Below are 23,146 nucleotides of genomic sequence, written 5' to 3'. Positions count from 1 at the left end.
TTTAGTTTCCATTTCTTCATGTTCTTCATTCTGTAACCGAAGCGACTTCTTTGAGGGAAGCGCGCATTTTACACAATATTTTACGGATGCTCTCGTCGGACAGGTAGTAGTCTTCAGCCAAATCCTTGACAGAGCGCCCGGTACGGTAATGATAATATATTTCTTCATTCCGCTTGGCAATTTGCTTGCGGGTTCCGCTGAGTTCTCCCCAATGCGCTTTTGCGCGTTCCGGTTTGGGGATGTAGAGCAGCTCTCCTTGAATATAATATTGGAGCTCCTTCAGCAGCCTAGGGGGAAGCACATCCTTCCCATTTTTGTAATTCACGGTCATGTTCCTCCTTGCTCAGTAATTCGTATTTAGTATGCAAGTCAAGTAAAGTCAACATGGCTCGTTAATCCCCCTTTCGGCAATTTAGTATTGTCGTACATAACCTTTATATTAGCATAGTCTGGTTCAAACGGAAATAAGAGGATGGCTGTAAAGCCACCCTCGCTGTTAGAGCTTCCGCGTTACGCGGAAACCACCTCAATCACTGAAATCACTTCGATCAGCCCCCTTTCACGTGATTCGTCGGCCCGACATCTATATTAACTCATATAATGTCAGCAGTTGGAAGCGAAAGAACGATTATAAATGTTTTTTACTTTTGGTGTGCTAAAATAGAGGGAGTGTGAGCTCTGTCAGTTTAGTGTTTAATTAACTTATAGAGCCTTAAATTTGGAACAAGATCAAGGAAGTGAACGGTATGGATTTATTCTCTTACAGCCAGGAGCAGAAGCCGTCAGGCCGCTTGCTTGCGGATCGGATGCGCCCTGCTTCCCTGGATGAATATATCGGACAAGAGCATATTATTGGGCCCGGCAAGCTGCTGCGGCGGGCGATCGAAGCGGACCAGGTATCATCGATTTTGCTATATGGCCCGCCAGGCTGCGGCAAGACGACGCTTGCTCATATTATCTCGAACCATACTCAGGCGGAATTCGTGCGGTTAAATGCGGTGGACGCTTCCGTCAAGGATGTGCGTGAAGTGATTGAGAAAGCACAGAATGATAAAGCCTTTTACGGTACAAAGACGATCCTGTTCCTGGATGAGGTACATCGCTTTAACAGTTCACGTCAGGATGCACTTCTGCCAGCGGTGGAGAAAGGGACGATTATTTTCATCGGCGCTACGACGGAAAATCCGTTCCATTATGTAAATGGCGCTTTGATGAGCCGTTCGACGCTATTCCAGCTAGAACCGCTAAATAAGGAGCATTCGCTCTTGGCAATGCGCCGGGCGCTTGAGGATAAGGAGAAAGGGCTTGGCTTCATGAAGCTCAAGGTCGATGAGGATGCATTGCAGCATATCGCCACGATGGCGAACGGCGACATCCGTCGGGCCTTGAACGCTCTCGAGCTGGCAGTGCTGACGACACCTCCTCTAGAAGATGGCACGGTTCATGTGACGCTGGAGGTCGCAGAGGAATCGATCCGCCGTCCGTTAGTCAAAGCAGACGAGTCCACACAATACGATGTTTTATCGGCATTCCACAAGAGTATTCGCGGCTCCAGCGATGCGGCGGTGTTCTGGTTCCTGTATGCGGTCGAGAAGTTGGGCATGGACCCGATGACCTTCATCCGCCGCTTGATCGCGGCCAGCAGCGAGGATATCGGCCTGGCTAATCCGCAGGCGATGGTGCAGGCGGTCAGCGCTCTGCAAGCCTATAGGAACAACGGCTGGCCCGAGGCTAAGCTGAACGTCGTTCAGGCGATTCTTTTCGCGGTGGAGAGCCCGAAATCCAATGGGGTGACGTTAGCCATCGACAAGGCGATGACGGCGATTGAAGAGGTAAGGTCGGCGGAGGTGCCGCTTCACCTGCGGGATACTCATTACAAAGGTGCCGTTAAGCTAGGACATGAAGGATATAAATATCCGCATAACTTTCCGGGCCATTATGTGAAGCAGCAGTACTTGCCGGACAGTATATCCAAGAGGGTATTCTATGAAGCGACGGAGCAAGGCAATGAAGCGAAGATTCGGCATAACCAGGAGCTGCGGCGCAGGCAGTAGAGTAGCAGATTTCTATCACGTGATGGATCGCCTTTTCTTAGTACAGCGATGTATCGTTTTTGAAGAAGCTGGCAGAAGCGGCGTTTCTGCGTTTTTCTAACGAAACTTCATAACGCTATTTCCCTAAAAACAGCGGCAAATAAAATTTAACGAAACTTCAGATCGTTATTCGGGGGAATTCGAGACTTTAAGCCACTATTTTGCTGCAATAGCGATACCCAGTTTCGTTACAACTTTGCGCAGCCCATTTCGGCCGAAATAACGTTATCCCGTTTCGTTAGAAATAAATAAAGGCAGATCCACGATAAAGAGTGAATCTGCCTTTTATTTGTTGAGGCTCAAGAATTGGCAATAGCGACCTTCTTTGGGGCTTCAATGGTGCCGCCGCCGAGGCAAACTTCGCCGTCATAGAAGACGACCGCTTGTCCTGGGGTAATGGCCTTCTGCGGCTGGTCGAAGACGACGCGCACTGTGCCGTCCGCGTTCGGGATCATCGTTACGCCTTGATCCGGTTGACGGTAACGGAACTTGGCGGTGCATTGAAACGGCTCTTGCGGCAGCTTGTCCTGACCGGCAATCCAGTTGATACCGGATGCTGTCAGCTCAGTGGAGTAGAGGCTTGGATGCTTGTCGCCTTGTACAACATACAGGATGTTGTGCTCCAGATCCTTCTCGGCGACAAACCAGGGCTCCCCATTACCCGATCCGCCGATGCCAAGTCCTTGTCGTTGACCGAGCGTGTAATACATCAGGCCGTCGTGGCGGCCTTTGACCTCACCCGTTACGATGTCAATCATTTCGCCGGATTTAGCCGGCAAATATTGACTCAGGAACTCACGGAAATTACGCTCGCCGATGAAGCAGACGCCGGTGCTGTCTTTTTTCTTCGCGGTATATAATCCGGCTTCTTCAGCAATCCGTCGTACCTCGGGCTTCGGCAAATGACCGATTGGGAACATGGCCTTGGACAATTGCTCCTGGCTCAGGGCATTCAGGAAGTAAGTTTGATCCTTGTTGCTGTCGATTCCCCGAAGCAGCTTGTATCCATCAGCGTCATTGATCACGCGGGCATAGTGTCCGGTAGCGACATAATCGGCGCCAAGATCGAGCGCTTTTTGAAGGAACTCCCCAAACTTGATCTCGCGATTGCACATGACATCCGGATTTGGGGTACGGCCGCGCTTATATTCTTCGAGAAAATAGGCAAAGACTTTATCGAAGTATTCTTTTTCAAAATTCACTGTATAGTAAGGGATATCGATCTGTTCGCAGACACGCCGCACATCCTCAGCATCCTGCTCTGCCGTACAGACTCCGAATTCATCGGTATCATCCCAGTTTTTCATGAAAATTCCGATCACATCATAGCCTTGTTGCTTCAACAGCAGTGCGGTTACGGAGGAATCTACGCCGCCGGACATACCCACTACGATGCGAGTCTCGCTATTTGGTTTAGACATATTTTTTCACTCCTTTAGGACCGATATTGGCCTGTTCTTTATTGTAACATATACCCCGGCGATGTATACGATCAGTTTGTCTTCAGCTAGCGTCGCCCAATAAAATGTACGATTTTGATGTGAGATTTATTTCCCAAAGCTATAAAGGATATGATACGATAAGCAGAGGTAAGTGATAGGAATAGAGAGTTATACTATTCTCTTCTTGATCAAGGTTCCATTATATAAAGATTATTTGAAAATTGAAAGAGGTGGCTTCTTTGAAGATTTCTACAAAGGGACGCTATGGCTTAACGATCATGATGGAGCTGGCGGCAAAATTCGGCGAGGGACCAACTTCCCTGAAAAGTATCGCTGAGAAAAATCAATTATCGGAGCATTATCTGGAACAATTGATTGCCCCGCTTCGTAATGCTGGACTCGTTAAGAGCGTCCGCGGCGCGTATGGCGGCTACATTCTGTCCCGCGACGCCTCCGAGATAACAGCCGGGGATATTATCCGCGTACTTGAAGGACCGATCTCACCGGTGGATTTCACGGAGGAGGATGATCCGGCCAAACGTGATCTGTGGCTTAGAATCCGCGACAGTATCGCTGAAGTGTTGGATTCTACGACCCTGGAGGATTTAATTACATTCGAAGAGCAAAGCACTAAAGAAAACTACATGTTTTACATCTAATTGGATTTGCAGATGAATTTAGTGCTACTTACCTTCCATAAGTGGGAAAATCCGGATATAAACTCGCAAAAATGACTCCTGGAAGGGAGTCATTTTTGCATCAAATTGCAGGAAACGGCATTGCTGAGCTGTGGCAACGGTGCTATAGTATCCTTGCCAAGAATCGCATGGTTGAGCGGCTGGGGCCGTTTGGAGCGCAATGGAGCAGCACGAAGGAAACATGATCGGTTAGAGCCGTTTGAAACCTATACGATGCATAGAATTGGCTTGTTCGTACAAAAACTTTTGTGCGGCGTACTGCGTCTTATAGCTGGACAACAGGGGACTGTTGAATCTAATCAAATATGGGTAATTGTCCGAGCCGTGGGCCTGGACAGATGACAAATTTTGCAGAAATACAGTTTTTCTGAAAATAGATGTTTTAAACCGGAGATTCCTGCAAAAATGCAGATTTTTCACGGATTTCGGCTTAATCTAAAGGAGATAGGCTGAAAAGCCTGCATTTTGCAGTTAATATTATACGGACAGATATAGATCTATAGGGATAAGGTGATATTCATGAAAATGAACAATATATATTTGGACCATGCGGCGTCTACCCCCATCCGCCCTGAAGTAGCTGAAGTGATGATGAAGGTGATGACAGAGCAATACGGGAATGCTTCCAGCATTCATTCCTTCGGACGTGCAGCTAAGAGACTGATCAGCTCAGCACGGGATCAGGTGTCCGCGGTGGTAGGCTGCCGACCCGATGAATTAGTGTTCACCGCGGGGGGAACGGAGAGCGATAATCTGGCTTTGTTCGGAATTGCTGCTGCCCGTGCGGGACGGGGCAAGCATATCATCACGACAATGACTGAACACCATGCGGTGCTGCATACATGCCAGAGGTTGGAAAAAGATGGGTATGAAGTTACTTATTTGCCAGTCGATCGATATGGTAGAATTCATCCGGAGCAGGTAACCGAAGCGATCCGTCCCGATACGATTCTCGTCTCGGTCATGTATGCCAACAATGAAGTTGGAACGATTCAGCCAATTGCAGAGATCGGACGGATTACGGCTGAGCATGATATCGTTTTTCATGTTGATGCGGTGCAAGCGCTAGGGGCCTTGCCGATTCATCTAAGCGAATTACCCGTCGATCTAATGAGCTTCTCTTCACATAAAATTAACGGCCCGCAAGGCGTAGGTGCATTATACGTAGGCAAAAATATCAAGCTGGAGCCCCTGCAATATGGCGGGCTGCAAGAGCGGACGCGCCGGGCAGGCACTGAAAATATGGCCGGAATCGCTGGCTTCGCCAAAGCGGCCGAATTGGCCAAGCTGGAAATCCGCGAACGGACAAGCCGTGATGAAGAGCTGCGCCGAGTGCTGCTGGCAGAGCTTGAAGCGCTGGTTGGCAGCAGCCATTATCATATTAATGGCCATCCTGAGCACCATCTGGCTCACATCCTAAATATCAGCTTCCCGGAATGCGGTACAGAGACGATGCTTATGAATCTGGACATGGAGGGAATTGCAATTTCCAGCGGCTCGGCCTGTACTTCAGGGTCATTAGAGCCTTCGCATGTGCTTGAAGCGATGCATCTTCCGCCAATTCTTTTACAATCCGCGGTTCGATTTAGCTTCGGGTTGGGTAATACTATAGAAGAAATTAAAATTACTGCAAAAAAAATTGCAACCATTCTCGATCGTATACGTAGTAGAAAATATTAGTCGTTTTCTATCCATTCTGAGGGAGGAGGATTATGTTTTTTATTGCGGGACGTTCAGGGGTGCCCTGCTTTAGGAGGACCGCATACTGTGAGGCTGCAGCAATTAATAGGACTTGCTGTATTTGATATAGAGAACGGTAAAAGGGTCGGGAAGGTCTCGGATATCCTGCTTGATCAGGATTGGACCATCTCGGGGATTCAATTAGAGGGGAAAATGCTCTTCTCTCCGCGCCTTAGGGCGGTCCCTTGGAATGATATCGTCGCATACGGCGAAGATGCCGTGATGATTCGCAATCAACAGGCTATCCAAGTATGGAATGCCGAGAATATACAGCTTACCTTCTTATCAGGTAGCGGCAGAATTAAGGAACTGCCCATTCTTACCGCGGACGGTTCGATGATCGGTTATGTTAGCGATGTTTATTTTGACCAAGAAATGGGTAATACAATTACAGGTATTGAAATCAGTGACGGCTTCTTGTCCGATCTGATCGAGGGTCGCAAGAAGCTTCCTTATATTTCGGAAATGACGAAGGGGGAGCATGCTATTATGGTCCCTGCAAACAGTGAGCAAAAACTGCTGGAGAACGATGAATTCAGTTAACGTATAGGATAGGTGATGTGTATGATGAAATGTCCAAATTGCAGTTCCAAAGATATTGGCAAGATCGGTTCGCACCAATATTATTGCTGGGGCTGCTTTATTGAATTGACTGTGAACGGAGATAAGATGTCGGTCTATCAAGTAGAAGAAGATGGGACCCTCAGCTCCTTGGATGACTTGTTCTTTGGTGATGAATCCATGCAGGATTTCCCGCAAATCCATCTCTCTTAATTGAGAGCAACAGTCTGATTGTAACAAGCTCTTCTCCCATTTCGGGAGGAGGGCTTTTTGCATGGCGCGGTTATTTTTCCAGGCCTTCGCATATACTTTCCATAGCTGGTCCATATGCAGGGAGGAATGAGAGACAATGGAGCCGTTCCTGAAGAGCAAGCTGTTCCGTTATGGAGTCTGGCTGCTGCTGGGGCTCATTATTTTATATTTTGTTTGGCAGCTCCGCCCGATGTTTGCTGTTATTTACGAATTTCTGAAAGCGATCTTTGCCCCATTTGTGATCGCCATGATTATCTCCTATGTACTTAATCCGATTGTTAAAATGCTTGGCGGACGGAAGGTCCCAAGAACGATGGCAGTGCTGCTTATTTACGCGGTGTTTCTAACGAGCCTATCGGTTATTCTGATGAATGTCATCCCCATGTTCGTAGAGCAGCTTGAGGAATTGGGCGAACATTTGCCGCAGCTAACCATGCATACGCAGCAATTTATGAACCGCTTTGATAACAGTATTCTTCCCGGAAGCATTCGCATGGGAATGAACAACTGGTTCTTTCAGGTCGAACAACGAATGGCCACGGCAATCTCTGATTTTCTTAACAATATCGGTACGACCTTGAATATTGTCTTCAACGTGTTCATTATCCCTTTCCTCATCTTCTATATCCTCAAAGACTTTGATACGTTCGAGCGTATGATCCTGCAGTACCTTCCCCGAACCCATCGCAAATCGATCGTCTTGTTGCTAAAGGAGATTGATGAAGCACTGGGGAACTATATTCGCGGGCAGCTGCTTGTCTGCGTCATTATCGGTGTGCTGGCTTATATTGGATATATGATTATCGGCATGCCCTTCGCTCTATTGCTGGCAGGTGTTGTTGCTGTATGCAACATTATTCCATATCTGGGCCCTTTTCTGGGGGCTGCTCCAGCCCTGCTAATGGCATTAACGATTTCCTGGAAAATGGCGCTGTTCGTCCTGCTCGTTAATATGTTATGCCAGACCATCGAGAGCAATATTATCTCGCCGCAGGTGGTGGGCCGAACATTACATTTGCACCCGATGTTGATCATTTTTGCTCTGCTTGTCGGCGGCGAGATCGCGGGTGTTCCCGGGCTGATCGTTGCGGTGCCTATGTTTGCAGTGGGCAAGGTGATTCTGCAGCATTTCTATACTTACTATGTGCGTCGGAAGACGATATAGAGCGATCTGTAATATAATCACTTCACTTCCGGAATACGCATTATTGGTACTTAACCCTCCGTGGCTTGTGATAACCCTGGGGGGTATTTCTCATTTCACGGTTAAATATGATTACATAGTGAAAGGTTTAACGGTACTTTATTGGACTCGTTTGTTGCAGATTTCGATGTGACGGATAATGTTGCTATCGCTGTAAATGTTAGTACAGTAGCTGCCATTGCAGTTCAGAAGCCGAAGCATACCGATCGGCAAGCCATCGACAACGCTCAGAAGGGGTGCATTGACACTGTGCATGTTGCCCTATATACTAAAAATGTTATGTTCGAAAAATATGTCTTGAAGCTATTTCGGGGAAACCCCCAATTATAGCAGCAAAGCGATGATGAAATGAAGTACATTCGCAAACGGATTTTTGCAGAGAAGGGTTTCTTCATATCCGATGGTCTTTATAGACACAGCAAGGTATGATGGCTGAGAGAACCCGAAATACGGGCGGATGGAAAGCTGATTTCTGAGTGTGAGTTCAAAATCACCGGCAGGTCCCCGTTATCGGACTGATCAAGGCGATCGCTAGATCCGGAATACGGAAGATGACTTTGGATAAGGGTTCCAGAGGATACTTCAGCCGGCATTATTACAGCGATAACCAGGGTGGTACCGCGATTAAATCGTCCCTGAATTTCAGAGGGCGTTTTTTTGTTTTTCAGATTGTCACAAATTTTCACAAATGTTTACAATTCGATGTAGCAAACTGGCTTAACCAAACGTTAATAATTAGGGGGAGTATTCAATGAAAGCAAGTGAAATTCGCTCCAAATGGCTGGAGTTCTTTGCCAGCAAGGGGCATAAAATCGAACCAAGCGCTTCGCTCGTACCGCATAACGATCCGTCCCTGCTGTGGATCAATGCTGGTATGGCACCGCTCAAGCCTTATTTTGATGGCCGGGTGAAGCCGGAGAATCCGCGCCTGACGAATTCGCAGAAATGTATCCGTACCAATGATATTGAAAATGTCGGCAAGACGCGCCGACACCATACTTTCTTCGAAATGCTGGGCAACTTCTCCATTGGTGATTATTTTAAGGAAGAAGCAATCACTTGGGCTTGGGAATTTCTGACCGGCAAAGAGTGGATTGGCTTCGATCCGGAGCGCCTGTCTGTAACTGTATATCCTGAAGATGAAGAAGCCTTCAAGCTGTGGAATGAAAAGGTTGGCCTGCCGGCTGAACGGATCATCAAGCTGGAGGACAACTTCTGGGATATTGGCGAGGGTCCATGCGGGCCATGTACCGAAATTTTCTATGATCGCGGCGAAGCGTATGGCGATGCTTCTGATCCGGAGATGTATCCGGGGGGAGAGAACGAGCGTTATCTCGAAGTATGGAACCTGGTATTCTCGCAATTCAATCACAATAAGGACGGCAGCTACACACCGCTCCCTAACAAGAATATCGATACCGGGGCAGGCCTGGAGCGCTTCGCCTCCATTCTGCAGGATGTGAACTCCAACTTCGATACAGATCTGTTCCAGCCGCTGATTCAGAAGACAGCCAAACTGGCTAATGTGAAGTATGGGGAAAAGGAAGACCTGGATGTAGCGTTTAAAGTTATTGCTGACCATATCCGTACAGTTGCGTTTGCTGTATCCGATGGCGTGCTTCCTTCTAATGAAGGCCGCGGGTATGTCATTCGCCGTTTGCTGCGCCGGGCAGTTCGTTATGGGAAGATGCTTGGCCTGGACAAGCCGTTCATGTACACGCTGGTAGAAACGGTTGGTGAAGTAATGGGCAGCTACTACTCGGATGTGGTTGAGAAACGTGAATTTATTGAGAAGGTCGTCCATAACGAAGAGGAACGCTTCCATGAGACACTGACCGAAGGCTTGGCTATTCTGGCGGAGATGAGCGCAGAGGCCAAGGCAGCAGGTCATACAGTGATTAGCGGAGCGAATGCCTTTAAGCTCTATGATACTTATGGATTCCCGCTGGATTTGACGGAAGACTTTGCGCTTGAACATGGTCTGAATGTAGACCGTGAGGGCTTCGAAGCGGCGATGGAGGAACAGCGTGAGCGTGCGCGTTCGGCTCGTCATGATGGAGCCAGCATGAAGATTCAGGGCGGAGTTCTCTCGGATTTGACGACTAAATCGGAGTTCGTTGGATATAATGAGCTTAATGTTACTACTAAAATTGTGGCGATCGTATTCGAGGATGTATTTGTTGATGTGCTGTCCGCAGGGCAGACAGGCCAAATCATTCTGGAGAAGACGCCATTCTATGCGGAGAGCGGCGGACAAGTCAGCGACCAGGGGATCATCTCCGATGCTTCCTCAAGTGCTGAGGTTACCGGATTGTTCAAGGCGCCGCGTGGTCAGCATGTGCATCAAGTGACCGTACTGTCCGGCGAACTGCGTACCGGTACAGACGTGAAGGCGGAAGTAAATGGCGAAATGCGCCGCGACATCGTGAAGAACCACACGGCTACGCATTTGCTGCACAAAGCGTTAAAAGAAACGCTTGGCGAGCATGTTAATCAAGCAGGGTCTTTGGTGGAGCCGCAGCGTCTGCGCTTCGACTTCTCTCACCTGGGCAGCATCTCTGCTGAGGAGCTTGCCGTAATAGAACGCCGTGTGAATGAGCAGATCTGGAACGCACTCGATATCGTCATCCGGCAAATGCCTATTGACGAAGCGAGGGCTTTAGGAGCCATGGCCCTGTTCGGCGAGAAATATGGCGATGTCGTCCGTGTCGTTAAAGCAGGGGACTACAGCCTCGAGTTGTGTGGAGGATGTCATGTGAACAATACGGCGGAGATTGGACTGTTCAAGCTGATCAGCGAGAGTGGCATCGGCTCGGGCGTAAGACGGATCGAGGCAGTAACCGGTCGCGGAGCTTACCAGTTCATGGAAGAGCAGCTTGATCTTCTGAAGCAGTCTGGGGGATTGCTCAAGGCGAACATCGCCGACGTTCCGAAGCGGGTTGAGGCACTGCAGCATCAATTGAAGGAGCTGGAGCGTGAGAACGAATCGTTGCAAGGCAAGCTGAGCTCGATCGAAGCCGGATCGCTAACCAGCCAGGTTGTGACCATTGGCGAGACGAAGCTGCTGGCCGCTCGCGTCGATGCAGTCAGCATGGATGCGCTGCGCACCTTGGCGGATGAGCTGAAGGTCAAGCTGCCTGATGCTGTTCTGGTTCTTGGAGCAGCTGCACAAGATAAAGTGAATTTTGTTGTCGTAGTTCCGCAGTCGGAAGTGAAGCGCGGGTTGCATGCTGGCAAATTGGTCAAGGAAGTCGCTGCGGTATGCGGCGGTGGCGGTGGCGGACGCCCGGACATGGCCCAAGCCGGCGGCAAGGATGCTTCCAAACTGGAGGAAGCTCTGAAGGTAGCAGAAGAATGGATTGCTTCCCAGGCATAAAGAACGAGTTCAAAAAGGTTTCAGCATCTGAGAGAGTGGATTTGAAGCCAGGGACATAACTTCGCAAGTATTTGCTTAGGCCCGGCTAAATTCAAAATCGGATGTCAAATAGGCCCTCTGTATTACTTTTGGATTAGATATAGGATTGATTCGTGATCAGATAGGCTGATGAAATTCCATATCGCAAGAAAACCTGCCTTTGAATCGCAGTCGCTCGTCTTTGAATGACTTCGATCGGTTTTCTTATCAAAAGCGGACTTTTTGAACAACCTTTTAAAGTCCTGAGATCCTGGGAGCTTTTATTCAGTGAATGTTTCCTTATGGAGCCCGTGATATGATATAGTAAGATTAGATCAAGACGATTTAAGCAGATGGTGGATGTCTGAGGAAGCGAGGTGTCGTCATGGACTCCATGGATAAAACCGTCAAGTTCAATGTAACAGGGGATGAGCAGCAAGCGTCGGCAGAAAATATTCTTCTTGCGGTGTATGATGCGCTTCAGGAGAAGGACTATAATCCGATTAACCAGATTGTCGGGTATTTGCTGTCGGGTGACCCGGCATATATACCACGGCACAATAACGCAAGAAGCTTGGTTCGCAAGAAGGAACGCGACGAGCTGATTGAGGAACTGGTGAGATATTATTTGGCTGGTCATCGTTAGGAGAAGTTATGAAAATTCTAGGTCTTGATTACGGGGATGCACGAATCGGAGTCGCGATTAGCGATGAGCTCGGATGGACGGCCCAAGGACTTGAAGTCATTGAACGCCGTAAAGAAGGGGCGGAGCTGAAGCGGATCGCTGAGCTGGTCAGCCAGCATGAAGTGGAAGCGGTCGTAGTCGGGCTTCCGAAGAATATGAATGGTACGATCGGCCCCCGTGGTGAAATATGCAAGGCCTTTGCGGAGCAACTGCATGAAATGCTGCAGGTGCCTGTGCACTTGTGGGATGAGCGTCTGACTACGGTCTCAGCGCATCGAACGCTAATCGAGGCAGATGTGAGCAGGAAGAAACGCAAAGGGGTCGTGGACAAAATGGCCGCGAGCTTGATTTTGCAAAATTATTTGGACTCTAAGAGTAAAAAGTGAGGGTGATCGCTATGTCTAAAGATCGTATTGGCTATGAAGAAGAACCGGAAATTATTTATATTCCCAACGAAGAGGGGAATGAAGAAGAATTCGAAGTAATTATGAAGTTCGAAGTTGACGGTTCCGACGCCAAATATATGATGGTCGTTCCTTTGGATTCCGAGGATCATGATGATGATGATGAAGAGAGCGAAGAAGTATATGCCTTCCGCTACGAGGAAGACGGCGATGACCTGAAACTGTACACAATCGAGAGCGATGAAGAATGGGAGATCGTTGAAGAGACATTCAACACCCTGGTTGATGAATTCGACGGGGAGGACAACGATGACTGATTTTTCAGCGGAGAAGGTAGTGTGGACGTCACGGGTTCGTGATGCTTACGGTACCATCGTCGAGCTTCAAGATGAACAGGGCAAGGCTTCCTATTATACTGTCGAGAATGAATTTGACGTGGCGGGAGCAGCTTACGCCGCTTTACGCCCTGATCAAGACTCTTCTTCTGTAGAAGAGCCCGAATTGTTCAAGATTGTTCAGTCCTCGGATGGGGAGCTAGAGCTTGTTACCATCGAAGATGATGAAGAGTGGGAGAATGTATCTGAGCTATACGGTGAACTTACGTTCCCTGAATGAGTTCGGCAGGACATCTCTTGAATACGATCGATTGTGTTATCTGATGAGCTAATATAAATCGGCATAAGGGCGGGAATCCCGCTCTTTTTGCTGTAGAGGAGTGGGCTATGAAGACAGCATTGAAATGGTTCCTCGCATTTATTCTGATTATTATTATTGCAGCGGGAGCGGGCGGTGCCTATATTTATTATGGTATACAGCCAGTGAAAGCTTCGGAAGAAGCGGTGAGGGTTACGATTGAACCTGGAATGCGGACGAGCAGCATAGCTGATACCCTGGAGCAGCAAGGACTCATCAAGAATGCGTTCTTGTTCAAATCGTATTTAAAGTTTAAATCCGAGGGTAGCCGTTTTCAGGCGGGTACTTATGATATAAATCCCGGTGCGGATTATGATGAGATTATCGCCAAGCTGAACAGCGGAGATATTGTCAAAGCGGAGATGATCCGTTTTACTATCCCGGAGGGGTATACCGTCAAGCAGATGGCCGAGACCTTATCCGAGCAGGGATTCATTAATGAGGATACTTTCCTGAAATTGGCCAAGTCCCCTACAGGCATCGACAGTCAGCTGCTGGCTGATATTCCCGATCAAGCGGAGATGAAATTCAGACTGGAAGGGTATTTATTCCCGGAAACCTATGAGTTGAAGAAGGGCAGCAGCGAGCAGGAGATTATCAACCGGATGTTCACGGAGACGGATCAGCGTCTGCACAAGATTGCTGATTTTGAGCAACAGTTGAAGAAAAGCGGTCTTAGTCTGAATGAAATAATGACAGTCGCTTCCCTTGTTGAGCGTGAAGTCGTCGTTGATTCGGAACGAAGTCTGGTAGCTGGCGTCATCTATAATCGGCTTGCTAAAAACATGAAGCTAGAGATTGATGCCACTGTTCAATATCTGTTAGACAAACCTAAAGAGCGCTTAATGAATTCGGACCTGAGAAAAGTCGACAGCCCCTATAATACTTATTTGTATGAGGGACTGCCGCCAGGGCCGATCGCAGCGCCAAGCCTGAAATCTATCGAGGCCGCGCTTGCGCCGGAAGCTTCGGAGTATCTGTTCTATGTGACGAAGAAGGATGGCAGCGGCGAGCATCTGTTTGCCAAGACCTACAAAGAGCATTTGAAGAATATTGAGAAGAGCAAGGCAACAGCTAAATAACCGAGGTGTATAGAATGGGTAACAGACCGGAACTGCTTGTTCCCGCAGGCTCCCTTGCGGAGCTGCAGGCATATCTTGATTGTGGAGCGGATGCCTTTCTTATTGGCGAGGATAAATTCGGCATGCGTCTGCCAGGTGCTTTTACCCCGGCCGAAATTGCTGAAGCAGTCAGGATTGCCCATGAACGCGGGGCTAAAATATATGTATGTATCAACATTTTAATGAGTAATGAGCTGCTCAAGGATCTGCCGGATTATGTGAAGCAGCTTGGGGCCGCCGGGGTGGATGCCGTTCAATTTGGCGATCCATCCGTATTGCAGACGGTGAAGGAGCTAGCTCCTCAATTGAAGCTGCACTGGAACGCGGAAATGACTTCGACGAATTATATGACGGCGAACTATTGGGGCAGCAAAGGGGCCAGCCGCGTCGTGCTGGCTCGTGAGCTGAATATGGACGAGATTACGGAAATGCAGCCGCATTTGCAAATCGAGTCCGAGGTGCAAGTGCATGGGATGACGAATATTTACCATTCCAAACGCAGTCTGGTACGCAGTTATATGGCGCATCAGGGCCGGGTGATTGGCGAGAATGAATCCGTAGGTATGGAGCGCGGGCTGTTCTTGATCGAGGCGGAGCGCCAGGATGAGAAATTCCCGATCTATGAGGATCGTAATGGAACACATATTATGAGCTCCGACGATATTTGTATTCTGGAAGATCTTCATATGCTGCTGGGCGCTGGGGTAGACAGCTTGAAGATCGAGACGATTCTAAAGCCGGTGAGCTATAACGAGGCAGTTATTCGTATCTATCGTCAAGCGATTGACACTTATTTTACCGATCCGGAAGCCTATGAGTTTGAGGAAGCCTGGATTGAGAAAATTCGTGAGGCTCAGGATCCTGAGCGTGAGTTGTCATTCGGATTTTTCTATAAAGAACAAGTGTATTAATTTAAGAGGTAGTTCAAAAAGTTAATAGTCCACTTTGATAAGAAAATTGATCGAAGCCCTCCAAAGAGAGTGATCGTCTCGTCGTCCAGAGATAGGTTTTCTTGCGATATAGCGTGACCCTGTCTTTATCAACAGAAGCGTTTTGAGAGAACGCACATCGGAAGCTTGAGCTTTGGTGCTGAAAGTCGGACTTTTTTGAACATGTCATTTAACGATTAAAAATTTCTAGAGGTGAACGAATTCATGCAAACTGCGGAGAGACACATACGCAAATATACCGGCAAGCGATACCGTTTGGAGAAGCCAGAGCTGCTGGCTCCGGCAGGAAACCTCGAGAAATTGAAATTTGCAATCCACTATGGAGCAGATGCGGTTTACATCGGGGGTCAAAAATACGGTCTTCGCTCAGGTGCTGACAATTTCAGTCTGGAGGAAATGCGCGAGGGCGTTGAATTTGCTAAGAAATATGGAGCCAAAGTATTTGTGGCTACAAATATATATGCCCACAATGAGGATTTGGCGGGGATTGAGGCTTATTTGCGCGGCCTGCATTCCGTCGGAATTGCGGCGATTATCGCTGCCGACCCGATTATTGTTGATACGGCACGCCGTCTTGTGCCAGAGCTGGAAGTGCATCTTAGCACTCAGCAATCGACGGTGAACTGGCAGGCTGTGAAGTTTTGGAAGGATGAAGGTCTGCCGCGTGTAGTTCTGGGACGGGAGACAAGCCTGGAAGAGATCGAAGAAATCAAGCAGCATGTAGATGTAGAGATCGAAGCTTTTATTCACGGGGCGATGTGCTCCTCTTATTCCGGCCGCTGTGTACTGTCCAATCATTTCACAGACCGTGACTCCAACCGGGGCGGATGCTGTCAATCTTGCCGCTGGAAATATGATCTGTTCGAAGATGCCAGACCGGTCGAAACATGGATCTCTGAAGAAGAAGCGAGAGAAAGCTCGGTATTGCGCCAATTCCAGCTTGGGGTTAATCAATTGCCATTATTCAATGAAGGCGACAATGCCTTTACGATGGGCTCCAAGGATTTGTGCATGATTGAGCATATCCCTGATTTGATTGATGCGGGCGTAGACAGCTTCAAGATTGAAGGTCGTATGAAATCCATTCACTATGTGGCTACGGTCGTCAACGTATATCGTCAGGCGATCGATGCTTATATGGCTGATCCGGACAATTATGTTCTTAAACCGGAATGGCTGGAGGAGATTCAGAAGGCGGCCAATCGCCCGGTCAACACCGGCTTCTTCTACGATATTCCCGATCATGAGGATCACATTTATGAACCGGAAGAGAAGGCAATGCCGTATGACTTTGCCGGCCTTGTCATGGACTATGATCATGCTACGGGCATGGCTGTCATTCAGCAGCGCAATCATTTCAAACCGGGTCATGAGATTGAATTTTTCGGTCCGAATGGCACTTTCTTTAAGCAGACGGTGGGCAAGATCTGGGACGAAGAAGGCAATGAGCTGGATGCGGCTCGTCATCCGCTGCAAAGAATCAAGATGAAGGTGGATTATCCTGTATCTTATTTTGATATGATGCGTAAGAAGAAATAGACGAGATGCGACTTGTATATCACTGAAATTAGGGCTTTTCGATCATAGGACGAAAGGCCCTTTTTTGTGTTAAATGATAAAATTCAACAAATTCCACTAAAAAATACCCCCTTGTTATACCGATACATATAGGAGTATGACATCGTTTGTCGAATAGACTAAGTATGAGGCGATGTTGGTATTTAGTAATAGAGGCATGACCTCTAGCCTAGTTTCACGGCATACAACTATTATGAGCGGTGGGTGATTGACATGGGTCTGGTTCCGAAGAAGGAGGGCCAAGCAGCTGACAGCAAGAACAAGCAGAAGAAACAAACTAAATCAAGTGGGGAAAAGAAGCTTATTTCAAGTTGGAAAGACAACGTTTCAAATCTTCTTCCAACACAAATAAATCCTTCTAAATCTGTAGGTGTTCGTCTGTTTCTGATTTTCTTCGTGGCGATCATGTTCTTCGTATTAGCTATTGGGATATTGTCCTATCAAATGGCGAAGTCGACGATTCAGGATAATGCGGAAAATGCCAACCTGCAAACGATAGTACAAACATCGCAGAAGCTGGACATTATTTTGCAAAAGTATGAAGAGACTCTGCAACAGACCTTCCTGGACAATGAAATGCAAAAGGCGATTATGAATGCTTCTCTGTCCGGCGTGTCTGAATACGACCGTTTCACAACCATTAACGATATCAGGAACCGGTTGAATTCCCTCGTCTATTCAAGCAAAGGGGTAGAAGCGGTTTATATGCTGAGTGTGGACGGCAGCGTGGATGATATTTCAACCGGCAGCTCGACTCAGACATTCTTCGAAGCAGCGCGTAAGGAGCCTTGGTACGAAGAAATGTCCAAGACGGTCGGCACACGCTGGATTAAAGTGCCTGAGAAGAGTAATGGCAAATCGACTATACGATTGATTCGTTCCTTATCGAGCGTTACTACTTCCAAGCGTTTCGTTCTCGTACAAGACCTGAATGTTGAGGTGTTGGAGAACTACTTGAAGGAAATTAATTTTGGTGACAATTCAAAGCTGCAAATCGTCGGAGCGGATAATGTAGTTATCGGTTCATCGGTGGAAGCGGAATCAGGTGAAGCTTCTGAGTATGATTTGTCCAAAGCGGTAGACAAGAGTGGAGGCGTTCGCATCAAGGATGCGGGAGGCAATTCCGTACTGGCTGTGTATAACGATTTTACAGCTGCCGACTGGAAGTTAATTGGTACAGTTAGCACCGCCGAACTTGTGAAGGATGCCAAAGGCATTTTGCTCACAACATACATAGCTGCAGCTGTTGTCGCCTTAATTACAATCCTGATTGCTATGTGGATGGTTAGAATGATTGCTCATCCGTTGGCACAGTTGAAGAACTTGATGGAAGAAGGCTCCAGAGGGAACCTGAATGTACGGCTGAAGGCGAAATCACAGGATGAGATCGGTCAATTGACAAATAGCTTCAACGTGATGATGGAGCATATTACTGAGCTTGTGAAACAGACGAATCATTCAGCGAAGGATGTTTTGGACACGGCAACTGAATTGACGCAGGCTTCCAACAAGACAGCTATCTCTGCCAAAGAGATTGCTATCGCTACAGAGGAAATCGCTAACGGAGCTACCAGCCTGGCTAATGAAGCCGAGCGCGGCAATGAGCTTACAGAGAACATATCCCGACAAATGGAACAGGTTGTACAAGCGAACAAGCAGATGGAGACCGCTGCTCATCAGGTAGAGAAGTCAAGCCAGCAGGGTACCGAATATTTGAATGGGCTGCTTGCACAAACGAACTCTACAGTGGATATTGTTAATTCACTGACCGAGAAGGTAGACGCTCTGAAATCGAGTACATCTTCTGTGCTGAAGGTGCTGGAAGTAATGCAGAACATTACGCAGCAGACGAATATCCTGTCCTTGAATGCAACGATTGAAGCGGCGCGGGCCGGTGCAGCAGGGCGCGGCTTTATGGTCGTAGCCGATGAGATCCGCCAGCTGGCAGATCAGTCCCGTCAATCGATTACGATGGTCGGAGAGATCACAGACAATATTCAGCAAGAAATGAATGAGACGGTCCAAGCCCTATCTGATGCAAGTCCGTTATTCCAACAGCAGATTGCTTCTGTGAAGGAAACCAGTCAGATCTTCGTATCTGTACAGGATCAAATGGAAGGCTTCGTGAAGCAAATCGAGATGGTGACGGCTTCTATTGATGATCTGAATGAATCGCAAAACGTTCTGTCTGAAGCGATGAGTAACGTCAGCGCTGTTGCGCAGCAATCTTCGGCTACCTCCGAAGAGGTTGCATCGCTCAGCAGCGAGCAGCAGACGGTGAGCGATCAACTGGTGCAGCTTTCCGGAAAGCTGGAAAATGTATCCAATGGTTTGAAGGAATCGCTGTCCAAATTTACAGTTTAAGCGATATATATAATAGAACTGTCCCAGGAGTAATTTTGCTCTTGGGACAGTTTTTTTGCTGTTATCCTACGGGTCTGCTTGTTCCTTCTTCTCATGTGTTAACATCCCTCTCCAGGGAAATAATGAAGTTGTAAGGAAAAAGGGGGATGTACATGTCATTAGCTAGGAAAAGACGCATATTTTATATTCTAATCGTGTTTAGTCTTTTTTTTGTTGTATATACGCTAAGGATTGCCTGGATTCAGACCCATGCTGCGTTTGCCGCAGTGACATCTTCGGGGAAAACGATCAATGAATTGGCGGTACGGCAACGGGAACAGGGAATTGAGCTTGATCCGGGAAGAGGAAATTTTTTCGATCGATATGGCCGGCAATTGACCGGGATTACAACCTGGTCGCCTGTATTGTTCCCTATCAAGAAGCTGCCTGCTCAGGAGGATCTGGCACGTATCGCCGCTTCTTTGGGGGTATCTGAGAGCGAGCTAAGGAGCAAATGGGCAAATCTTGAGGTACCTTATATTTGGTCAGGTTCTCATAGCAAGCATGGGCTCCTGGATCATTCGTCCGGAGTCAAGGAGCCATCACTTGCTCAAATGGAAGGGATAGAGGTGCTTCCTCACGTCGTACGCTACCAATCCGGTCAGAACGGACAGCAGTGGCTTGGTTATGTAGCTCAGCGGCCGGATGTGATCGAGCAGATTCGCGGTAGCAGGAAGCAAAGCGAACACCTGCCTTTGACTATGCAAGTAGGGGCGTCGGGTTTGGAGAAGACATTCGACAGATTTTTGCGCGGCGCTGGAAGTACAAGGGTTTATTACGCGGTAGATGGGAAGCGGGAGCCCTTTCCGAATGTAGGCACCCGAGTTAAAGGCCCGGAGGAACGCTTCCATCCGCTGCAGATCAGAACGACGATTGATATCGCGCTGCAGCAAAAATTAGAAGCGCTTACGGAAGAGATGAAGGTGAAGGAGGGCGCGGTGGTTGTTCTTGATGCGGAGAACGGAGATGTGGCAGCGATGGTCTCAAGACCGTTCTTCGATCCTAATCATATTGACCTGACCGGAGGCAGTTGGAGCAATCGCGCTTTGAAGGCTGTCCCGCCCGGTTCCATTTTCAAGACCGTCATCGCAGCGGCTGCCCTGGAGAGTGGAGTCACTAAGCCGGGAGAAGTGTTCCATTGCTCGGGACAATATGGAAAATACGGATTAGCCTGTTGGAAGAAAGGCGGACATGGCGATATTACGCTGGAACAAGGCTACGCCCATTCTTGCAATATCGTGTTTGCGACATTGGGCGAACGTTTGTCGCCCGGCAGCATTGAACTTGCTGCGGCCAAGCTTGGCCTCGGCCATAAGGTCGGCTGGCATGAGGAGAAATTCATGGGCGGTGATGATCTTTGGCAATTCGACCATGAGGAAGCGGGGGCGATTTTTCACGGCAATTCGCCAATTGATGGAGGGGTGCTGGCCCAGACCGCGATCGGGCAGCGCGATGTTCTGGTTACTCCACTGCAGGCAGCCAATATGGTCGTGACGCTGCTCCATCAAGGGCGGGTTACATCACCGCGTCTGGTGAGCGAGATCCGCTTCCGCGATGGCTCGCTGCTCACGAATATGCCGGAGCATCGAGGGGGGACAAGGGCGGGGCAAGTATCGCCTCGCACGGCTGGCTTGCTGTTGTCCTGGATGAATGAAGTGGTTGAATCGGGAACGGGGAGATCGCTTAGACAAGCCGATTGGCATTTAGCGGGCAAGTCCGGTACAGCACAGGTCGAAAAAGCAGGTAAAAAATACAATCACCAATGGTTCATTGGATATGGTCCCGTGGAGAAGCCTAAGTATGCGGTAAGCGTGCTTGTAGAGAGCAAGGCGGAAGGATCGGAGCATCAAGCGACTGCTTTGTTCAGACGTACGATGGATCTTCTTGCCGCCTACAGGCCGGAACAGATCTGATTCATTTTCAAATTTTATAAAATGCGCCTCATTTTGCTCAGTATGTGCTAAAATAGTTAGGATGCTATTCAATATGTACGAGTGAACTACCTCTATATGTGTTCGTTCAAAAAGGCTGATTTTTCAGCACCGAGAAGCTTGGATGAAGCTAGGCGTTGAGGAGCGGGGTGTATGCAGGTGGTACGTGAGCACCAAAAGCCCCGGGTGCACTCAAGATTTGCTGCCGAGGATGACTTCGCAGGTTAATTTCCTGTCAGATATAGATTTTATATGTTATCAGCTGCGCTGATGATATTCTATATCGCAAGATAACTTACCTTTGAATGACGCGAGCTGACGCCGCTACTGTTTCTGCTCCAATGCCGGGTCGACGCCCCAGGCAGCCAGCTTAAGGGCAAGCGTCCGCCGCCCATCCTGGAATGACTTGGATTGGTTTTCTTATCAAAGGTGGACTTTTTGAACTATCTCTATATGTGCGTGGAAAAGCTAAGATCAGAGAGAAGTGGGGAAAGCGACATGGAGACTTTGCTGATATGGCTGTTTTACATTTCATCGTTGTATGCTTTTATACCAGGGCTGATCACGCGTCTGTTTGGTTATCGTGTCTTCAAGCATGGTTCGAGCAAAGATGAATTTGCCCTTACCTTTGATGATGGTCCGGATCATTATTATACCCCTCAGCTCCTTGATTTGCTGAAGCGGTATGATGCCAAGGCTACTTTCTTTGTCGTTGGTTCCAATGCGGAGAGAAATCCTGAGCTGATCAGACGGATGCACGAGGACGGGCATTTGATTGGAATCCATAATTATGTTCATAAGACGAATTGGCTGATGGGTCCCGGTGCCGTGAAGAAGCAAATTCAGAAGACGAATAAAATTATCCATGAGGTTACAGGCAAAGATACTCACTATTATAGACCGCCGTGGGGGATCGTTAATTTATTCGACTTCGCTAACCGAAGCGATGTCCAGATCGTGCTTTGGTCGGCAATGTTCAGCGATTGGCGCAAGCGCATCGGAGCTGAACGCTTGACGAAGCGGATGTTGAAGAAGCTCGGCGGCGGCGAAGTATTTCTGCTGCATGATTGCGGAGCTACCCTGGGCGCCGACAATGAGGCACCCAGGGAAATGCTGGTAGCACTGGAACGAGTGCTGGACGAAGCGCAGAAGCGAGGCTTGCGCAGCGTTCGGATCGACCACCTGATGGAGACAGACAGTAAGCTGAAGCATAGCAAAGCGGCGGCGAAGGCGGCAAATAGCACCCGTTCCTTAAGTTGGTGGAAGCGGTCGGTTGTAGCTTTATGGCTCCTCTGGGAGAAGTTGTTCCATCTCATATTCCAGTTGCATACGGCGAATGAACAGAACCCGATTTTTCATTTCCGTAGCCGTCCTTATCATGGACAGTCCGTTGAATTGATGGATGGAACGATGCTGAAGTCCGGCGACGAGGTGCTGGAGCTGCATTTCGACAACAGGAAGCTGTTTCAGATGGGGATGAGGTCGAAATCTACAGTTCATTTGGCCATTCAAATGATCAGGCAAGTCGAGAAGGCATTGCCCGAAATTGCCAAGTACGTGGTCGATCATCCTGAACTGCATAATGTCAAGGCGCTATATGGGGTAACAATGATTAATCGCGGGCCAGAGAAATTCGGTTTTACGGTTACGGATTTGCCGAAGGGGTTCTTTGCTAGTTCTTCGCGAATTTATTTGAAATTCCTGATGCGAGTGATCCACCCGGATGGAGGGACAAGATTAAAGCAGGCACCGGAGTTATTGGTGCCAAAGTTGATTCTGATGCCGATAGATCTACTGATGAAGAGATATCTCAACGATGGTTCCCATCATCGGATTAAGCATGACAGGCTTGTCGAGGAGGAAGAAGAGACGGTCATCAGCTCCACCCTACCTTGTCGGTAATCCGTAATTATTTATTTGTTTATTCAAAAAGGCTTGGCTCCTGTTGAAGGAGCCAAGCCTTTTCTACATGTAAAAGGGAGAAAATAATGTGTCTC

The 23,146-nt window shown here is 48.3% G+C and carries 20 protein-coding genes; 18 read left to right on the top strand and 2 right to left on the bottom strand.

The annotated features are described in order from the left end of the window. Positions 1-25 precede the first annotated feature (25 nt). Positions 26-325 (bottom strand): CD3324 family protein, encoded by a 300-nt coding sequence (locus tag DMN77_RS08750; RefSeq protein WP_068779822.1) that lies wholly within the window; start codon positions 323-325, stop codon positions 26-28. A gap of 421 nt (positions 326-746) precedes the next feature. Between DMN77_RS08750 and DMN77_RS08745 the strand changes: the two genes are divergently transcribed. Further along, positions 747-2,054 (top strand): replication-associated recombination protein A, encoded by a 1,308-nt coding sequence (locus DMN77_RS08745; protein WP_179014468.1) that lies wholly within the window; start codon positions 747-749, stop codon positions 2,052-2,054. A gap of 338 nt (positions 2,055-2,392) precedes the next feature. Here DMN77_RS08745 and mnmA read toward each other — a convergent pair whose 3' ends face one another. Next, the gene (mnmA, locus tag DMN77_RS08740) at positions 2,393-3,514 is read right to left on the bottom strand and encodes a tRNA 2-thiouridine(34) synthase MnmA (protein WP_179014466.1); all 1,122 of its coding nucleotides are present in this window, start codon (positions 3,512-3,514) and stop codon (positions 2,393-2,395) included. A 260-nt stretch (positions 3,515-3,774) separates the two neighbouring features. On the opposite strand from mnmA, the gene cymR reads away from it, so the two are divergent. The 17 genes from cymR to DMN77_RS08660 all read left to right on the top strand — a co-directional run bounded on the left by cymR (position 3,775) and on the right by DMN77_RS08660 (position 23,051). After that, positions 3,775-4,194, top strand: a complete 420-nt coding sequence (cymR, locus tag DMN77_RS08735; protein WP_068779825.1) for a cysteine metabolism transcriptional regulator CymR — start codon at positions 3,775-3,777, stop codon at positions 4,192-4,194. 95 nt (positions 4,195-4,289) lie between these two features. Next, positions 4,290-4,418, top strand: coding sequence for a hypothetical protein (locus DMN77_RS23835; protein WP_256872305.1), 129 nt, complete (start codon positions 4,290-4,292; stop codon positions 4,416-4,418). Between the two features lie 340 nt (positions 4,419-4,758). Continuing rightward, a complete protein-coding gene (locus tag DMN77_RS08730; protein ID WP_179014665.1) occupies positions 4,759-5,913 on the top strand; it encodes a cysteine desulfurase family protein in 1,155 nt (384 codons plus the stop codon). A gap of 87 nt (positions 5,914-6,000) precedes the next feature. After that, the gene (locus DMN77_RS08725) at positions 6,001-6,516 is read left to right on the top strand and encodes a PRC-barrel domain-containing protein (protein ID WP_068779826.1); all 516 of its coding nucleotides are present in this window, start codon (positions 6,001-6,003) and stop codon (positions 6,514-6,516) included. 24 nt (positions 6,517-6,540) lie between these two features. Then, on the top strand, positions 6,541-6,747 hold the full coding sequence (locus DMN77_RS08720; RefSeq protein WP_082790016.1) for a hypothetical protein: 207 nt from the start codon (positions 6,541-6,543) through the stop codon (positions 6,745-6,747). 136 nt (positions 6,748-6,883) lie between these two features. Next, positions 6,884-7,951: an AI-2E family transporter gene (locus DMN77_RS08715; protein ID WP_179014465.1), complete on the top strand. Its 1,068-nt coding sequence runs from the start codon at positions 6,884-6,886 to the stop codon at positions 7,949-7,951. A 790-nt stretch (positions 7,952-8,741) separates the two neighbouring features. After that, positions 8,742-11,366 carry an alanine--tRNA ligase gene (alaS, locus tag DMN77_RS08710; RefSeq protein WP_179014463.1) on the top strand — a complete coding sequence of 875 codons (2,625 nt, stop codon included), beginning with the start codon at positions 8,742-8,744 and terminating at the stop codon, positions 11,364-11,366. A gap of 403 nt (positions 11,367-11,769) precedes the next feature. Further along, complete coding sequence (locus tag DMN77_RS08705; protein WP_068779831.1) at positions 11,770-12,030, top strand: IreB family regulatory phosphoprotein; 261 nt, start codon at positions 11,770-11,772, stop codon at positions 12,028-12,030. 8 nt (positions 12,031-12,038) lie between these two features. Continuing rightward, the gene (gene ruvX, locus DMN77_RS08700; protein ID WP_068779832.1) at positions 12,039-12,455 is read left to right on the top strand and encodes a Holliday junction resolvase RuvX; all 417 of its coding nucleotides are present in this window, start codon (positions 12,039-12,041) and stop codon (positions 12,453-12,455) included. Between the two features lie 11 nt (positions 12,456-12,466). After that, on the top strand, positions 12,467-12,790 hold the full coding sequence (locus tag DMN77_RS08695; protein WP_068780014.1) for a DUF1292 domain-containing protein: 324 nt from the start codon (positions 12,467-12,469) through the stop codon (positions 12,788-12,790). Further along, positions 12,783-13,088 carry a DUF1292 domain-containing protein gene (locus DMN77_RS08690; protein ID WP_068779833.1) on the top strand — a complete coding sequence of 102 codons (306 nt, stop codon included), beginning with the start codon at positions 12,783-12,785 and terminating at the stop codon, positions 13,086-13,088. The genes DMN77_RS08695 and DMN77_RS08690 overlap by 8 nt, the downstream gene beginning before the upstream one ends. A 107-nt stretch (positions 13,089-13,195) precedes the next feature. Next, positions 13,196-14,248, top strand: coding sequence for an endolytic transglycosylase MltG (gene mltG / locus DMN77_RS08685; RefSeq protein WP_179014462.1), 1,053 nt, complete (start codon positions 13,196-13,198; stop codon positions 14,246-14,248). Between the two features lie 14 nt (positions 14,249-14,262). After that, a complete protein-coding gene (locus DMN77_RS08680; RefSeq protein ID WP_179014460.1) occupies positions 14,263-15,198 on the top strand; it encodes a peptidase U32 family protein in 936 nt (311 codons plus the stop codon). A 243-nt stretch (positions 15,199-15,441) separates the two neighbouring features. Then, positions 15,442-16,776 (top strand): peptidase U32 family protein, encoded by a 1,335-nt coding sequence (locus tag DMN77_RS08675; RefSeq protein WP_068779836.1) that lies wholly within the window; start codon positions 15,442-15,444, stop codon positions 16,774-16,776. A gap of 252 nt (positions 16,777-17,028) precedes the next feature. Beyond that, complete coding sequence (locus DMN77_RS08670; RefSeq protein ID WP_068779837.1) at positions 17,029-19,179, top strand: methyl-accepting chemotaxis protein; 2,151 nt, start codon at positions 17,029-17,031, stop codon at positions 19,177-19,179. Positions 19,180-19,331: 152 nt separating this feature from the next. Then, positions 19,332-21,131, top strand: a complete 1,800-nt coding sequence (locus DMN77_RS08665) for a peptidoglycan D,D-transpeptidase FtsI family protein (RefSeq protein WP_179014459.1) — start codon at positions 19,332-19,334, stop codon at positions 21,129-21,131. Positions 21,132-21,647: 516 nt separating this feature from the next. Continuing rightward, a complete protein-coding gene (locus DMN77_RS08660; RefSeq protein ID WP_068779839.1) occupies positions 21,648-23,051 on the top strand; it encodes a polysaccharide deacetylase family protein in 1,404 nt (467 codons plus the stop codon). The last annotated feature ends 95 nt before the right edge of the window (positions 23,052-23,146 follow it).

It is taken from the genome of Paenibacillus sp. 79R4 (assembly GCF_013393165.1).
GTDB lineage: Bacteria > Bacillota > Bacilli > Paenibacillales > Paenibacillaceae > Fontibacillus.
Note: the sequence above shows the minus strand (reverse complement) of the source record. Positions and strands in the feature narration are given on the sequence as shown.

Excerpts from the sequence above, each read along its gene's own strand:
- mnmA (WP_179014466.1), bottom strand. The coding sequence starts at position 3,514 with ATGTCTAAACCAAATAGCGAGACTCGCATCGTAGTGGGTATGTCCGGC.
- DMN77_RS08670 (WP_068779837.1), top strand. The coding sequence starts at position 17,029 with ATGGGTCTGGTTCCGAAGAAGGAGGGCCAAGCAGCTGACAGCAAGAAC.
- DMN77_RS08720 (WP_082790016.1), top strand. The coding sequence starts at position 6,541 with ATGAAATGTCCAAATTGCAGTTCCAAAGATATTGGCAAGATCGGTTCG.
- DMN77_RS08665 (WP_179014459.1), top strand. The coding sequence starts at position 19,332 with ATGTCATTAGCTAGGAAAAGACGCATATTTTATATTCTAATCGTGTTT.
- alaS (WP_179014463.1), top strand. The coding sequence starts at position 8,742 with ATGAAAGCAAGTGAAATTCGCTCCAAATGGCTGGAGTTCTTTGCCAGC.
- DMN77_RS08730 (WP_179014665.1), top strand. The coding sequence starts at position 4,759 with ATGAACAATATATATTTGGACCATGCGGCGTCTACCCCCATCCGCCCT.
- DMN77_RS08680 (WP_179014460.1), top strand. The coding sequence starts at position 14,263 with ATGGGTAACAGACCGGAACTGCTTGTTCCCGCAGGCTCCCTTGCGGAG.
- DMN77_RS08690 (WP_068779833.1), top strand. The coding sequence starts at position 12,783 with ATGACTGATTTTTCAGCGGAGAAGGTAGTGTGGACGTCACGGGTTCGT.
- DMN77_RS08695 (WP_068780014.1), top strand. The coding sequence starts at position 12,467 with ATGTCTAAAGATCGTATTGGCTATGAAGAAGAACCGGAAATTATTTAT.
- mltG (WP_179014462.1), top strand. The coding sequence starts at position 13,196 with ATGAAGACAGCATTGAAATGGTTCCTCGCATTTATTCTGATTATTATT.
- DMN77_RS08715 (WP_179014465.1), top strand. The coding sequence starts at position 6,884 with ATGGAGCCGTTCCTGAAGAGCAAGCTGTTCCGTTATGGAGTCTGGCTG.
- ruvX (WP_068779832.1), top strand. The coding sequence starts at position 12,039 with ATGAAAATTCTAGGTCTTGATTACGGGGATGCACGAATCGGAGTCGCG.
- DMN77_RS08745 (WP_179014468.1), top strand. The coding sequence starts at position 747 with ATGGATTTATTCTCTTACAGCCAGGAGCAGAAGCCGTCAGGCCGCTTG.
- DMN77_RS08675 (WP_068779836.1), top strand. The coding sequence starts at position 15,442 with ATGCAAACTGCGGAGAGACACATACGCAAATATACCGGCAAGCGATAC.
- DMN77_RS08705 (WP_068779831.1), top strand. The coding sequence starts at position 11,770 with ATGGACTCCATGGATAAAACCGTCAAGTTCAATGTAACAGGGGATGAG.
- DMN77_RS08660 (WP_068779839.1), top strand. The coding sequence starts at position 21,648 with ATGGAGACTTTGCTGATATGGCTGTTTTACATTTCATCGTTGTATGCT.